Source organism: Streptomyces sp. NPDC048523 (assembly GCF_043199815.1).
Taxonomy (GTDB): domain Bacteria; phylum Actinomycetota; class Actinomycetes; order Streptomycetales; family Streptomycetaceae; genus Streptomyces.
This window is the reverse complement of sequence record NZ_JBICWQ010000003.1, coordinates 584,926-598,401: the sequence shown is the minus strand read 5'-3', so window position 1 is coordinate 598,401 and position 13,476 is coordinate 584,926. Positions and strand designations below refer to the sequence as shown.

Sequence of the window (13,476 nt, the reverse complement as noted above, 5' to 3'; positions counted from 1 at the left end):
CAGGTGGTGACCTTGGCGCTCATCCGGTGCCGACCGCACTCATTTGATCATCCGACTGAAGCGCCCATCTGTCCAGAGGGCATCACAGGTGAGCGGAGTGAGGATCGCCACGCTTTCTCTGGGCACAGCGCGTTTATTTGCGCACACGTAGCGTTCATTCGACCGTTTCTTTACTGGTCAACTCCCGTGAGACGATGGCCACTCCTGGCCGATGTCATGCCGTACTCACGCGTAACCTACGGTCCCGTAGGTACGATGCCGGGCATGACGCCGCCCGCCCACGACGCCGAAACGCCCTCCCTGTCCCACCAGATCAAGCAGCACGCCCAGCACCTGGCCGAGCCCGTCAAGCCGAAGCTGCGCGGCTGGCTGCACCTCGGCATGTTCCCGGCCGCACTGGTCGCGGGGCTGGTGCTCACCGCCCTCGCCGACTCCACCAGAGGCCGGATCGCCTGCGGGATCTTCGCCCTGACCGCCTGCCTGCTGTTCGGCGTGAGCGCGCTGTACCACCGGGGCACCTGGAGCCCCCGCATGGACGGCGTCCTGCGACGGCTGGATCACGCCAACATCTTCCTGATCATCGCGGGCACCTACACCCCGCTGACCATGCTGCTCCTGCCCGGCAGCAAGGGGCGATTGCTGCTGTGGGGCATCTGGAGTGCCGCCGTGGCCGGCATCCTCTTCCGGGTCTTCTGGGTCGGCGCCCCGCGCTGGCTCTACACCCCCTGCTACATCGCGATGGGCTGGGCCGCCGTCTTCTTCCTGCCCGACTTCATGCGCGCCGGCGGCGTCGCGGTCCTGGTCCTGGTCGTCATCGGCGGCCTGCTCTACAGCGCGGGCGGTGTGATCTACGGCCTGAAGCGGCCGAACCCCTCACCGCGCTGGTTCGGCTTCCACGAGGTGTTCCACTCCCTCACCGTGGCCGCCTTCGCCGTCCACTACATCGGCATCTCGATGGTGGCGTACCAGCACCCGTAGACCGTTCCGCGCCTCTCGAGGGTCACGGCTTCCGAGCCGTGGCCCTTTTTGCGTGCCAATTTTGCATGCCGAACTCGATTGACAGTTATTATCTTTTGAGAGTTACTCTCATTCCATGGAAACCATCACTCCGGACCCCCGTCGCTGGTGGGCCCTGGCCGCCCTCGTCGCGAGCATGCTGACGCTCGGCTTCGACCTCACGATCCTCAATGTGGCGCTGCCGACCATGGCCGCCGACCTCGACGCGAGCACCGGCGCGCAGCAGTGGATGGCGGACGCCTACGTCGTCGTCTTCGCGGCCCTGATGCTCCCCGCGGGCCTGCTCGGCGACCGGTTCGGACGGCGCCGCATGCTGATCACCGGACTCGCGATCTTCCTCGCCGGATCACTGGTCGGCGCACTGGCCGGCGATGTGAACGCGGTGATCGCCGCCCGCGCGGTGATGGGCGTCGGTGGCGCCCTCGTCACCCCGCTCGCACTCTCCGTGCTGCCCACGCTCTTCGCCCCCGACGAACGCACCAAGGCCGTCGGCATCGTCTCCGCCGCCTCCGCACTCGGCCTGCCGCTGGGTCCGGTCATCGGCGGCTGGCTGCTGAACCACTTCTGGTGGGGCTCGGTGTTCCTGGTCAACGTCCCGATGGCCGCGATCGGCATCGCCGCCTGCGTCTTCCTCCTCCCCGAGACCCGCGACCCGTCCTCCCCCAAGGTCGACGCCCCCTCCGCCGCGCTCACCGTCAGCGGCCTCGGCGCCCTCGTCTACGCGATCATCGAGGCCCCCACCCGCGGCTGGGGCGACCCGCTGGTCCTCGGTATCCTCGCGGCGTCCGTCGTCCTGATCGCCGGGCTGGTCGTACGCGAACGGCGCGTCCAGCGCCCCATGCTCGACATGACCCTGCTCACCCACCGCGGCTTCCTCTTCAACACCGTCGCCGCGACCCTGGTGAACTTCATCCTGACCGGCCTGCTGTTCGTCCTCCCGCCCTTCCTCCAGGCCGTCCTCGGCCACGACGCCCTGGGCACCGGCGTCCGGCTGCTGCCGATGATGGGCGGACTGCTGCTCGCCTCCCGCCTCGCCCCCAAGATCGTCGCCCGCTTCGGCGCACGCCCCACGGTGAGCGCCGGTCTGGTGGTACTGGCCTTCGCCGGGCTCCTCGGCAGCCGTACGACTGTCGACTCCGGCTACGGATTCGTCGCGCTGTGGCTCGCCCTCACCGGCTTCGGCTTCGGCCTCTCCCTCATCCCCGCCATGAACGGCGGCCTCAGCGCCCTGCCCCGCGACCGCGCCGGCAGCGGTTCCGGACTCCTGATGACCATGCGCCAGGTCGGCGGCGCGATCGGCATCGCCCTGCTCGGCAGCCTCCTCGCCGGCACCTTCCGAGACCGCCTCGACGTCACCGGACTGCCCGCCGGGGCCGCCGACACCGCCGGGGAGTCCGTGGTCGCGGCACACATGGTCGCCCAGCACACCGGCTCGGCCGATCTGTTGGCCTCCGCGAACAGCGCCTACGTCCACGGCATGGACGTCGTCCTCCTGGTCTGCGGGATCGCGGCCCTCGTCGCCGCGCTGCTCGCCGCGGCCTTCCTGCCGGGCACCCCCCGCCCCGCCGATACCCCCACCACCCCGGACATGGCTGCCGAGGAGGCCGATGCCCGACAATGAACCCCATGACGGCCGCACGCTCCCCCCTCTCCCCCGCCGACCGCCCCCAACTGGGCCTTCGTGAGCGCAAGAAGATCAAGACCCGCGAGGCGATCCGCACCGCGACCTACGCGCTGATCAAGGAACAGGGCTACGACGCCACGACCGTCGAGCAGATCGCCGAGCGGGCCGAGGTCTCACCGTCGACCGTCTTCCGTTACTTCCCGACCAAGGAGGACATCGTCCTCACGGACGAGTACGACCCTCTGATGCTGGAGGAACTGCGGGCCCGGCCCGCGGACGAGCCGTGGATGGACTCGGTGCGGCACGTGATGCGCATCGCCTACGAGGGGCTCATGGCGGAGGACCCCGACATGATCCGTCTGCGGACGCACCTCGCGTTCAAGATCCCCGCCGTCCGCGCCCGGATGGTCGAGAGCATGTCGGAGACAGGACGCGTGCTCCGCCAGGCCCTCGCCGAGCGGTCCGGCCTGGACCCGGACGGCCTGGAGGTGCGGGTCTGCGCGATGTCCCTCATCGGCGGAATCATGGAGGCCTCCCTGTACTGGGCGGAGAACGACTTCGAGGGCGATCTGAGCGATCACCTGAACCACGCCCTGGATGTCCTGGAGCGCGGCCTGCCCACGAAAAAGCCCTGAGGCCACCACCGTCCCCCATGGCATCCTGAGCGGGTGAGCGCACCGGAGATCCACATCCAATTCGCCCCCGACCTGGGCCTCTTCGTCCCGCACGGACGCCGCGGCGGCTCCACCTCCCTCACCACCGACGGCGTCTCCTCCCTCGGCCACGTCGTCGAGTCCACCGGCGTCCCGCTCACCGAGGTCGGGGCCCTCAGGGTCAACGGCCGCGAGGTCCCGAGGTCCTACGTCCCCGTAGCGGGCGACTCCGTGGAGGTCAGGGCCGTCACACGCCCCCAGGAGGTCCCCGGCGCTCCCCTGCGCTTCCTCCTCGACGTCCACCTCGGCACCCTCGCCCGCCGCCTGCGCCTGCTCGGCGTGGACACGGCGTACGAGTCACTGGACATCGGCGACCCCGCCCTCGCCACCCGCTCGGCGACCGAGAAACGGGTCCTGCTCAGCCGCGACCGGGGCCTGCTGCACCGCAGGGAACTCTGGGCGGGCGCCTTCGTCTACAGCACCCGCCCCGAGGACCAACTCCGCGACGTCCTGGACCGCTTCCGCCCCGAACTGCGCCCCTGGACCCGCTGCACAGCCTGCAACGGCCTGCTGCGCCAGGCCACCAAGGAGCAGGTGGCGGACCGGCTGGAGGGCGGCACGGAACGGTCGTACGACGTCTTCGCCCAGTGCCAGGAGTGCGGCCGCGCCTACTGGAAGGGCGCACACCACGAACAACTGGAGGCGATCGTGGCGAACGCCCTGGCGGAGGCTAGCCGCCCAGCGCCGCCCGCAGCGCCTCCGCGTCGGTCGTAGGCGCCTCACAGGTGAAGTGCCGGCAGACGTAAGCGGTGGGCTCGCCGTTGACGAGGATCCGGTCGGCGAGCAGCGGGAGTTCATCGCTGTCCGGAGTCCCCACCGCGACCACGGCACCGGGGGCGGTCCCCAGAAGTGCCGTACGGTGCAGTGCCTTTGTGGCGCCGTCGGTCAGCGCCGGCCCGACGATCGCGACCTCCTTCGGCCCGTCGAGGTATGCCTCCGCCACCGCGAGCCCCCATCCGACGAACCGCGGCACCCGGGGACCGAGCGCCTTCACCACCCCGAGTGCCTTCTCCGCGGCCGCGCGATGCGGCTCGGACCCGGTCTGCGCGGCGTAGGACAACAGCGCCCCGGCTGCGGCCGTCCACCCGGAGGGCACCGCGTTGTCGGTCGGGTCCTGCGGCCTGCGAATCAGCCGCTCGCCGTCGGCGGCGGTGTCGAAGAGCCCGCCTTCAGCCCCGGTGAACCGCGTCAGCACGTGGTCGAGCAGGAACCCGGCGAAGTCGAGCCAGACCCCCTCCCCGGTCACCGACGCGAGCGCGAGGAAGCCCTCGGCGACATCGGCGTAGTCCTCCAGCACCCCGTCGTTCGCCCCGACCTGACCGTCCTTGCTGGTACGGGACAGCCGGGCCTGCTCGTCCAGATGCACCCGCACGAGAAGATCGGCGGCCGATACGGCGGCCTCGACCAGGTCGGGCCGGTCGAAGTAGGCGCCCGTCTCGGCGAGCGCGGCGATCGCGAGCCCGTTCCACGCGGCGACGACCTTGTCGTCCCGGCCGGGCGCGGGGCGCTCCGCACGCGCGTCGAGGAGCCGCCGCCTGATCGACTCGATCGTCTCGGCGTCGAACACGGTGTCCTGCTGCGGAAGCTGCAGCACGGACTGCCCGTGCTCGAAGGTGCCCTCCTCGGTGACACCGAAGTACCGCGCCGCGACCTCGGCGTCCTGCTCCCCGAGCACCTCACGCAACTGCTCCGGCGTCCACACGTAGTACGCGCCCTCGACGTGCCTGCCGGTCCCGTCGTCACTGTCGGCGTCCAGCGCGGACGCGAACCCGCCCTCGTTCGTGCGCAGTTCCCGCACCATGAAGTCGGCGGTGTCGAGCGCGACCCGGCGGGCGAGATCCGAGCCGGTGGACCGCCACAGGTGGGCGTAGACGCGGCACAGCAGGGCGTTGTCGTAGAGCATCTTCTCGAAGTGCGGCACGATCCAGTCGCGGTCGACGGAGTAGCGGGCGAAGCCGCCGCCGAGCTGGTCGTGGATCCCGCCGCGGGCCATCCACTCACAGGTGTCCCGGGCCATCTGAAGGGCGCCCTCGGCGCCGGTGCGGGCGTGGTGCCGCAGCAGGAACTCCACGACCATGGACGGCGGGAACTTCGGCGCCCCGCCGAACCCGCCGCGCTGCTCGTCGTACTCCCTCGTCAGCCCGAGCAGCGCCGCGGCGAGCTGCTCCTCGCCGGGGGCCTGCGAGTCGCCGTAGGAGATCTCCCGCCCGGCGAGGTCCCGCACGATCTTCCCGGCGACCTCGGCGACCTCGTCCCGCCGGTCGGTCCAGGCGGCCCGGACCCCCTCCAGGACCTGCCGGAAGGAGGGCATGCCCTGGCGGGGGGAGGGCGGGAAGTAGGTGCCGAAATAGAAGGGCTCGGCGTCCGGGGTCAGAAACACGGTCATGGGCCAGCCGCCCTGCCCGGTGGCGGCCTGCACGGCCTCCATGTAGACGGCGTCTACGTCGGGGCGTTCCTCGCGGTCGACCTTGACGCTCACGAAGTGCGCGTTGAGGAAGTCGGCGGTCTCCCGGTCCTCGAAGGACTCGTGGGCCATGACATGACACCAGTGACAACTCGAATAGCCGACGCTCAGCAGGACGGGTTTGTTCGTCTTCCGCGCCACCTCGAAGGCCTCGGTCGACCAGGGCCACCAGTCGACGGGGTTCTCGGCGTGCTGGAGGAGGTAGGGGGACGTCTCGTGCGCCAGTCGGTTCGGCATGGTGTCCATCCTGCCGCAGTACCCCGTAGTCAGGCGTCAGGCGTCTCCCACACCGTGACGTCGAGCTTTCCCGTGCCGCTGCTCGGTGCGGTGACGACGCGGAGGTAGGCGATCCGGCCCTCGTCGGTCAGCAGGCAGAAACGTTCACCGCGCTTGACCTCCGCGGTGTAGGTGCCGTTGCGGTCGACGCTCTCGGCGCACTCCTCGGCCGTCGGCGCGGTCCCCGAGGCGGGCAGGGGCGCCAGGTTGGAGGCGGAACGGGGGACGAACAGGTTCGGGTCGCCGTGGGACGCCCCGAAGATGATGTCGCCGCCCTTGATGTCCGTGCCCGACACGATCGGCGGGGACGTGTCGAGTTCGATGTACGAGCCCGAGTTGGTGGTGTCGGCGTCCACGACGGCCGGGCCGAACCGCACCCGGCCGGCCGGCGCGCTCTTCGCGGGCCCCTCCTCCGCGGAGTCGGACGACGGCGAGGTGCCGGACCCCGGCGTGGTGGGTGCCGACTGCACGCTCCCGGCTCCGCCGGCACCCGTGTCGCCCTTGTCGTCGTTCGACGAACCCTGGCGGCTCAACAGCACCGTGACGAGGATTCCCACCACCGGTACGACGATCCCGACAACCCACCAGGCCCAGCGCGGCTGTTGGTGGGGCCCCTGCGGCGGGCTCGTCGGCGTGTTGTTCTCCGCAGTCATGTGATCCCCGTCTTTCCCCGTGATGTCGGTGATCACGATAGCCATACAGGCAGCCCACAGCCTCGATTCACCAACTCTTCACGACGACGGGGCGCCTCCGCCCTCTCGCCCCCGTGCCCCGTCCGCAGCACACTTGACCAAGAAAGCCGTTGTCCGCCGGAGGGGGAAGTGACATGCGGGACAGTCATCGGGCGGAAGCCGAACGGTTGTTGGGGCGGGCGGTCGAGGAGGAGGTGCGGCGGTCGGGCGGGCGGGTCGACGGGGCTGTGCTGCTCGCGCGGGCCCGGGGATCGCTGGACGCGATGGCGCAGACGGCCGCCGAGGAGTACGAGGCCTACACCCGCGCGCTGGACGAGGCGCAGGCCGGTCAGCTCAGCTTCGGGCAGCGGTACGCGAAGGAGGCGTCCGGGACCCCGCTGCTGGTGGCCGCGGTCGCCGCGCTGGCCGCCGCCGTGGCCGACCTGGCGCTCGGTACCGACGCGGGCACCGCGCTGGGCGCGGGCGTGGTCGTAGGGGTGGTGGGCGCGGCGGCGACCGTGGTGAAGGTGGCCGGCTCGCATCTGCCGGCCGCGCACCACCGGGCGGGCGCCCTCGGCCAGCCCGGCGGCCCGGAACAGCTGCGGCTGCAGTGGCTGACGGCTCTGGAGGTACGGGGCATCCGGCCCTTCCTCGACCAGCAGCGGGTGCTGAGCGCGTCGACCGGTCCGAAGAAGGCGGGCCCGCGGCTGCGCGGCACGGACAAGAGCGCGGCGGCCCGCGGGAGGAGTGTGCTGGAGCAGTCGTTCGGTCAACTTCCCGAGCGGATGGGCGAGTTCGCGGGCCGGCGGACGGAGATGGGCCGTATCCGGCAGTGGGTGCAGGCCTCGCGCGCGACCACCGAGACCCGGCCCACGGTCGTCGTGCTGCACGGACCGCCCGGCAGCGGGCGTACGGCGCTGGCCGTGCGGGCGGCGCACGACCTCAAGGACTACTTCCGCGGCGCCTGCGTCGTGGACCTGCGCGGCGACAACCCGGACGAGTCCCCGCTCTCCACCCGGGACGCGCTGCTGCATCTGCTGAACCGGCTCGGCGCCCCGCGCGAACAGCTGCTGTTCCGTGAGCGTTCCTCCCCGGACCAGCAGGTCAAGCGGCTGAGCGAGTTGTACCACCAGCATCTGACCGGCCTGCCCGTGACGATCGTGCTGGACGACGCCTCGGACCCCGAGCAGGTCCGCACCCTCGTCCCGGAGCGTTCCGACAGCCTGGTCCTGGTCACCGCGCGCGAGCCGCTCGGTCTGCCGTCGGACCTCGCCGCCCAGGTGCACGATCTCCCGGTCGAGGCCATGGACGCGGCAGGCGCCGAAGAGCTTCTGAGCGCGGCCGCGCAGTCCGCCACCGGCCCCTACGACGCCCAGTCCGCCGACCGGATCAGGGAATTGTGCGGCGGCCTGCCCCTGGCTCTGCGTATCGCGGGCTCGTCCCTGGGCCCCCGCTCCCCGCGCCAACTCGCCGCGGATCTGGGCGCGTACGGCCCGGTCGGGCCCGTGGAACGCGCTCTGTGGCTGCGCTACACGGACCAGTCGGAGCCGGCCCGCCGGCTGCTGCGGCGGCTCGCGCTGGCCGGTCGGTCCTCGCTCGGCGCCGCCGCGGCCGCCGCGCTGCTGGCCACCGACGAGACGGAGGCGACCCGGCATCTGACGGCGCTGGCCCGGGCGGGGCTGATCGACCACGTCCGCGGCAGCCGTTACCGCGTCCACGACTCGGTCCGCGCGTTCGCCCAGGCCAGACTGGTGGACGAGGAGGAGCCGGCCGAGCGCACGGCCGCGCAGGAACGCCTCATCGTCAACTACGCCGATCTCGCCGACTCGGTGCTGCGCCTGGTCGACGGCAACATGTCGACCCGCTCGGACCGTTTCAGCCCGCACGGTTTCACCTCGCTGGACGAGGCGCTGCGCTGGCTGGACGACGAGTCGAGCTTCATCACGGCGGCGCTCAGGCACGCGGAAGGTGTCAACCAGGGGGCGGTCCTCAACCTTCTGGGCGCCCTGTGCGACTACTGCCTGCTGCGCGGCGACCTCTACCGGCTCGGTGAGATCAGCGAGTTGGCGCAGGCGGTGGACCAGGGGCTGCTCGTGCGCTCGGTGCAGTGGCGCACCGGTATCGCCGCCCGCCAGCTGGGCGAGCTGGACAAGGCCCGTACCACCCTGACCTCGGTGGTCGATCTCTACATGGAGGCCCATCACGACGCGGGGGCCGCGCGTGCCCTGTGCTCCCTGGGCATCACCCTGCACCACCAGGGCCAGCTCACCGAAGCGGCGGCGAGGCTCCAGGAGGCGCTGGCCCTGCAGTCGCCTCCCGAACTGGCCACGGACCGTGCCTGGACCATGCACGCCCTGGCGGCCGTCGAACGCGACCGCGGGCGGGTGGCCGAGTCCCTGGACCTCCTCACCCGCTCCCTGGTCCTGCACCGGGCCGGCGAGTCCGTCCACGGCGAGGCCTGGGCCCACTTCCAGCTCGGCCAGCTGGCCCTGCGCATGGGCGACGTACCGCGCGCGGAGTCGGAGCTCAGAACCGCCCTCGACCTGTACGGCCGCACCCGCGACGCCCGTGGCGAGGCGTGGGCGCTGACCCAGCTGGCGCGGGCCCGCCTGGTGGCAGGGGATCCGTCGGCGGCGGTGGACGGGCTGCGCCAGGCGGCCTCCCGTCATCGCGACAACGAGGACGCGCGGGGCGAGGCGTGGACGGTGTACTACCTGGGCCAGGCGCTGGAGGAGACGGGCAGCCTGGACCTCGCGGTCCGCGAGCTGGAGCGCTCGCGGACGATGTTCTCCCGGATGCGGGACGTCTACGGCCTGGCCTGCGCCCGGCACCACTCGGCCCGTGCCACCCGTGACCAACGGGCCGCGCAGACCGGCTCGTTGCGCAACTCGGGCTTCGCCCGCCAGCTTCTGGTGGATGCCCGCGCCGACTTCCAGCGCATCGGCGTCGCCCATGGCGAGGCGTGGACCTGCCTGGAACTGGCGGTGGTGGACGCGGGGAACGGCCGTACCCCGCAGGCCCTCGCGCTGTGCGACGAGGCGGTGGCCCTGTTCGCCTCCTACGGCGACCAGCGGGGCGAGGACTGGGCCCGCTTCCTGCGCTGCACCCTGTTGCCGTACGCGGCACCGGGCGGTGTGGAGATCGGCGCGGCGGTCGCCCAGGAGGAGCTGGCGGAACTGAGCCGCCGGGAACACGGCGCCCGGGACGAGAAGCTGGACGACTACGTGGGGGCGTACGGGCTGCTGTTGGAGCGCGGGGTGAACCTGGACACGGGGTGGCAGGCATGGCGTCTGGGAATGGTCCCGAACCGTCATGCGCGGGAGGTGATGGGGGTCGAGGTGGCCCCGGCGCGGGGCTGAGGCGCACGGCGGGTCCGCCCTGCGGGCAACCACGCCCCGAGGGGTCATACGCGCGCCACACCCGTCGTACACCGCCTCGCACAGACCCTGGACAGCCATCGACTGCTGTCGCCGGGCCGGGCACGGCCGATGACGGGAGGGCCCCTGTCGTCCCCTCCCGTCGCCGCCGCGTGGGTCAGCCCTTGGCCGGTGAGGCCTTGCCGGACGGGCTCTCGGCGGGCTCCTTGCCGGAGGCCTCGTCCGTGGACTCCGTGAAGTCGACCTTCTTCATGTGCTTGCTCATGGACTTCATCAGGGCCCACACCGCCAGGGCCATCGCCGCGAAGACGATGAAGCCGAGGACGCCGGGGGTGACCTTGTCCTCGTCGACCTCCTTGGCGAAGGTCACGAAGTGCGTCATTGCCAGGCTTGCGCTTGCGCTCATGTCAGGCATTGTCGCGGATGCCCGCAAAGAGGTCGTCCTCGGGGAGGGAGGTATCGACGAGGGACTTCGCGAGCTCGTACTCCTCGGTCGGCCAGACCTCCTTCTGGATCTCCATCGGCACCCGGAACCAGCCGCCGTCGGGGTCGATCTGGGTGGCGTGCGCGATCAGGGCCTTGTCGCGGATCTCGAAGAACTCCGCGCACGGGATGTGCGTGGTCAGGGTGCGGTCGCGCATCGGCGACTCGTCCCAGCGCTTGAGCCAGTCCCCGTACGGCGACTCCATGCCCCGCTCGATCAACGCGTGGTGCAGCGCCTCGGTGCGGGGACGGTTGAAGCCCTGGTTGTAGTAGAGCTTGAGCGGCTGGTACGCCGGGCCGAACTCGGACTCGGGGAACTTCTCGGTGTCCGCCGCGCCCTCGAACGCCACCATCGAGATCTTGTGGGTCATGATGTGGTCGGGGTGCGGGTAGCCGCCGTTCTCGTCGTAGGTGGTGATCACCTGGGGACGGAAGGCGCGGATCTGCTTCACCAGTTCACCGGCCGCCTTGTCGACGTCCTCCAGGGCGAAGCAGCCCTCGGGCAGCGGCGGCAGCGGGTCGCCCTCGGGCAGGCCGGAGTCGACGAAGCCGAGCCACTCCTGCCGGACGCCGAGGATCTCGCGGGCCTCGTCCATCTCCTTCTTGCGTACCTCGTGGATGTGCTCCTCGATGTACGTGTCGCCCTGGAGCTTCGGATTGAGGATGGAGCCGCGCTCCCCACCCGTGCAGGTCACGACCAGCACGTCCACCCCCTCGGACACGTACTTCGCCATGGTGGCCGCGCCCTTGCTCGACTCGTCGTCGGGGTGGGCGTGCACGGCCATCAGTCGCAGCTGGTCAGTCAAGACTCAATCCTCGTAAGTCAGCGCCCCCGGTGTCTTCGGGTGCGAACGGCGGCTTCTATAGTGACCGAATCGGGGGGCGATTAATTCCGCGGCCCGGTTTCCAGGGAGACGATCATGAGTACGGCGAGCACACGGCTGCCCGAGGGTCGCTACGGCCGCTCCTCGGACGAGCGTGCCGACCGCAAGCTCAAGATCGCCGGTGCCGTGCTCGGAGCCCTTCTGCTCGCGTTGATCGGTTACTTCGCGTACCACTACGTCGGCCAGAACAAGATCAGCGGCGAGGTGATCGCCTTCGACGCGACGAACTCCGCGGTCCAGGTGCATCTGGAGGTCCGCAAGGACTCCGGCACCTCCGGCTACTGCACGGTCCGCTCCCAGGCGGCGAACGGCACCGAGGTGGGCCGGGCCGACTTCCGTTTCGACGGTGACGCCACCCGCATCGACAAGGTCGTCACGCTCCGTACGACGGCCCCGGGCACCACGGCCGAGCTGCTGGGCTGTCACGCCGACTGACGTCACCCTCGATACCTGGACGCTGACCTGCGTCGACGTATTTCTGATGGCTTATGTCCTCCCCCTTCGGCTCCTGAATTGTTAGGCTCGTGGTTTCGCCCATCCGTGAAGGACCATTCTTCTGGGTAGGGCGATGCTTTGTATTCCCAGTACCTACGAGGAGCACCTGTGACCCAGACCAGCGAAGACGTCACCTGGCTTACGCAGGAGGCGTACACCAAGCTCAAGGAAGAGCTGGCGTACCTGTCTGGTCCCGCGCGCGAGGAAGTCACCGCGAAGATCGCGGCAGCGCGCGAGGAGGGCGACCTGCGCGAGAACGGCGGGTATCACGCAGCCAAGGAAGAGCAGGGCAAGCAGGAGCTCCGCATCCGGCAGCTGACCCAGCTCCTGGAGAAGGCCAAGGTCGGCGAGGCCCCGGCGTCCGCGGACGGCACCGTGGCGCCCGGGATGGTCGTGACGATCGCCTTCGACGGTGACGAGGACGACACCATGACCTTCCTGCTCGCCTCGCGCGAGTACGCGAGCTCGGACGTCGAGACCTACTCGCCGCAGTCCCCGCTGGGCTCCGGCGTGATCGGCCACAAGGTCGGTGAGAACGCGGAGTACGAACTGCCGAACGGCAAGAAGGCCTCCGTGACCATCCTCAAGGCCGAGCCCTACAACGCCTGACCCCGGCCGTCCGTCTGCCTTTGACGGGCCCCCGGCGCCCTGGCGGCGCCGGGGGCTTTGTCATGCGGTGGCCGAGCGGTACTTGCGGACCGCGAGGGTTCTGAACAGGGCGATGATCAGGACCGAGTAGATCAGCGAGGCCCAGACCGGGTGCTGCATGGGCCAGGCGTCGGACTGGGACAGACCGGGGTCGCCGAAGAGCTGACGGCAGGCCTGCACGGTGGCGCTGAACGGGTTCCACTCGGCGATGTGACGCAGCCACGGGGTCATCTGGCCGGAGTCCACGAAGGCGTTCGAGATGAACGTCACCGGGAAGAGCCAGATCAGTCCTCCGGAGGTGGCCGCCTCCGGGGTCCGCACGGACAGACCGATCAGGGCCCCGATCCAGGTGAAGGCGTACCCCAGCAGCAGGAGCAGGCCGAAGCCGCCGAGGATCTTGCCGAAGTTGGTCGGGTCCACGGAGCCGGGACGCCAGCCGACGAGCAGGGCGACCAGCGCCAGGACCAGCAGGGTCAGGGCGGTCTGCACGAGATCGGCGACGGTACGGCCGGTCAGTACCGCGCCGCGCGCCATCGGCAGCGAGCGGAAGCGGTCGATGAGCCCCTTGTGCATGTCGTCGGCGATGCCGGCGCCGGCGCCCGCGGTCGCGAACGTGACGGTCTGCGCGAAGATGCCGGCCATCAGGAAGTTCTTGTAGACGTCCGGGTCGGTGCTGTCGCCGATCTTCATCGAGCCGCCGAAGACGTACGTGAAGAGGACCACGAACATGATGGGCTGGATCAGCCCGAAGAGGATCATCTCGGGGATCCGGGTCATGCGGATCAGGTTCCGCCGGGCGATGACCAGGGAGTCGTTCATCATGC

12 protein-coding genes are annotated in these 13,476 nt (G+C 70.5%); 7 read left to right on the top strand and 5 right to left on the bottom strand.

All coding sequences use genetic code 11. From position 1 onward, the window contains the following. Nucleotides 1-264: 264 nt before the first annotated feature. From ACGFWE_RS18600 to ACGFWE_RS18585, 4 genes are all read left to right on the top strand, one after another. On the top strand, nt 265-978 hold the full coding sequence (locus tag ACGFWE_RS18600) for a hemolysin III family protein (RefSeq protein WP_393600487.1): 714 nt from the start codon (nt 265-267) through the stop codon (nt 976-978). A 115-nt stretch (nt 979-1,093) separates the two neighbouring features. Then, nucleotides 1,094-2,638: an MFS transporter gene (locus tag ACGFWE_RS18595; protein ID WP_393600486.1), complete on the top strand. Its 1,545-nt coding sequence runs from the start codon at nt 1,094-1,096 to the stop codon at nt 2,636-2,638. Next, nucleotides 2,635-3,276, top strand: a complete 642-nt coding sequence (locus tag ACGFWE_RS18590; protein ID WP_352388980.1) for a TetR family transcriptional regulator — start codon at nt 2,635-2,637, stop codon at nt 3,274-3,276. Before ACGFWE_RS18595 ends, ACGFWE_RS18590 begins: the two co-directional genes overlap by 4 nt. A 33-nt stretch (nt 3,277-3,309) precedes the next feature. After that, nucleotides 3,310-4,068 carry a Mut7-C RNAse domain-containing protein gene (locus ACGFWE_RS18585; protein WP_352388981.1) on the top strand — a complete coding sequence of 253 codons (759 nt, stop codon included), beginning with the start codon at nt 3,310-3,312 and terminating at the stop codon, nt 4,066-4,068. Here the strand turns inward: ACGFWE_RS18585 and ACGFWE_RS18580 are convergent. Together ACGFWE_RS18580 and ACGFWE_RS18575 are read right to left on the bottom strand one after the other, a co-directional pair. After that, complete coding sequence (locus tag ACGFWE_RS18580) at nt 4,025-6,055, bottom strand: thioredoxin domain-containing protein (RefSeq protein WP_393600485.1); 2,031 nt, start codon at nt 6,053-6,055, stop codon at nt 4,025-4,027. The two genes, ACGFWE_RS18585 and ACGFWE_RS18580, sit on opposite strands and share 44 nt — an antisense overlap. A 29-nt stretch (nt 6,056-6,084) precedes the next feature. Continuing rightward, nucleotides 6,085-6,747, bottom strand: a complete 663-nt coding sequence (locus ACGFWE_RS18575) for a hypothetical protein (RefSeq protein ID WP_393600484.1) — start codon at nt 6,745-6,747, stop codon at nt 6,085-6,087. A gap of 173 nt (nt 6,748-6,920) precedes the next feature. On the opposite strand from ACGFWE_RS18575, the gene ACGFWE_RS18570 reads away from it, so the two are divergent. Then, nucleotides 6,921-10,124 carry a tetratricopeptide repeat protein gene (locus ACGFWE_RS18570; protein ID WP_393600483.1) on the top strand — a complete coding sequence of 1,068 codons (3,204 nt, stop codon included), beginning with the start codon at nt 6,921-6,923 and terminating at the stop codon, nt 10,122-10,124. Nucleotides 10,125-10,299: 175 nt separating this feature from the next. Here the strand turns inward: ACGFWE_RS18570 and ACGFWE_RS18565 are convergent, their stop codons facing one another. Then, on the bottom strand, nt 10,300-10,557 hold the full coding sequence (locus tag ACGFWE_RS18565) for a hypothetical protein (RefSeq protein ID WP_352388985.1): 258 nt from the start codon (nt 10,555-10,557) through the stop codon (nt 10,300-10,302). Continuing rightward, on the bottom strand, nt 10,550-11,410 hold the full coding sequence (mca, locus tag ACGFWE_RS18560) for a mycothiol conjugate amidase Mca (protein ID WP_352389259.1): 861 nt from the start codon (nt 11,408-11,410) through the stop codon (nt 10,550-10,552). The genes ACGFWE_RS18565 and mca overlap by 8 nt, the downstream gene beginning before the upstream one ends. Before the next feature lie 135 nt (nt 11,411-11,545). Here mca and ACGFWE_RS18555 point away from each other — a divergent pair, with 135 nt between their 5' ends. Beyond that, nucleotides 11,546-11,944, top strand: a complete 399-nt coding sequence (locus ACGFWE_RS18555; protein ID WP_393600482.1) for a DUF4307 domain-containing protein — start codon at nt 11,546-11,548, stop codon at nt 11,942-11,944. 168 nt (nt 11,945-12,112) lie between these two features. After that, on the top strand, nt 12,113-12,613 hold the full coding sequence (gene greA, locus ACGFWE_RS18550) for a transcription elongation factor GreA (protein WP_352388987.1): 501 nt from the start codon (nt 12,113-12,115) through the stop codon (nt 12,611-12,613). A gap of 60 nt (nt 12,614-12,673) precedes the next feature. On the opposite strand, the gene ACGFWE_RS18545 is transcribed toward greA, so the two are convergent. Then, nucleotides 12,674-13,471 (bottom strand): ABC transporter permease, encoded by a 798-nt coding sequence (locus ACGFWE_RS18545; protein ID WP_352389260.1) that lies wholly within the window; start codon nt 13,469-13,471, stop codon nt 12,674-12,676. Nucleotides 13,472-13,476: the final 5 nt, after the last annotated feature.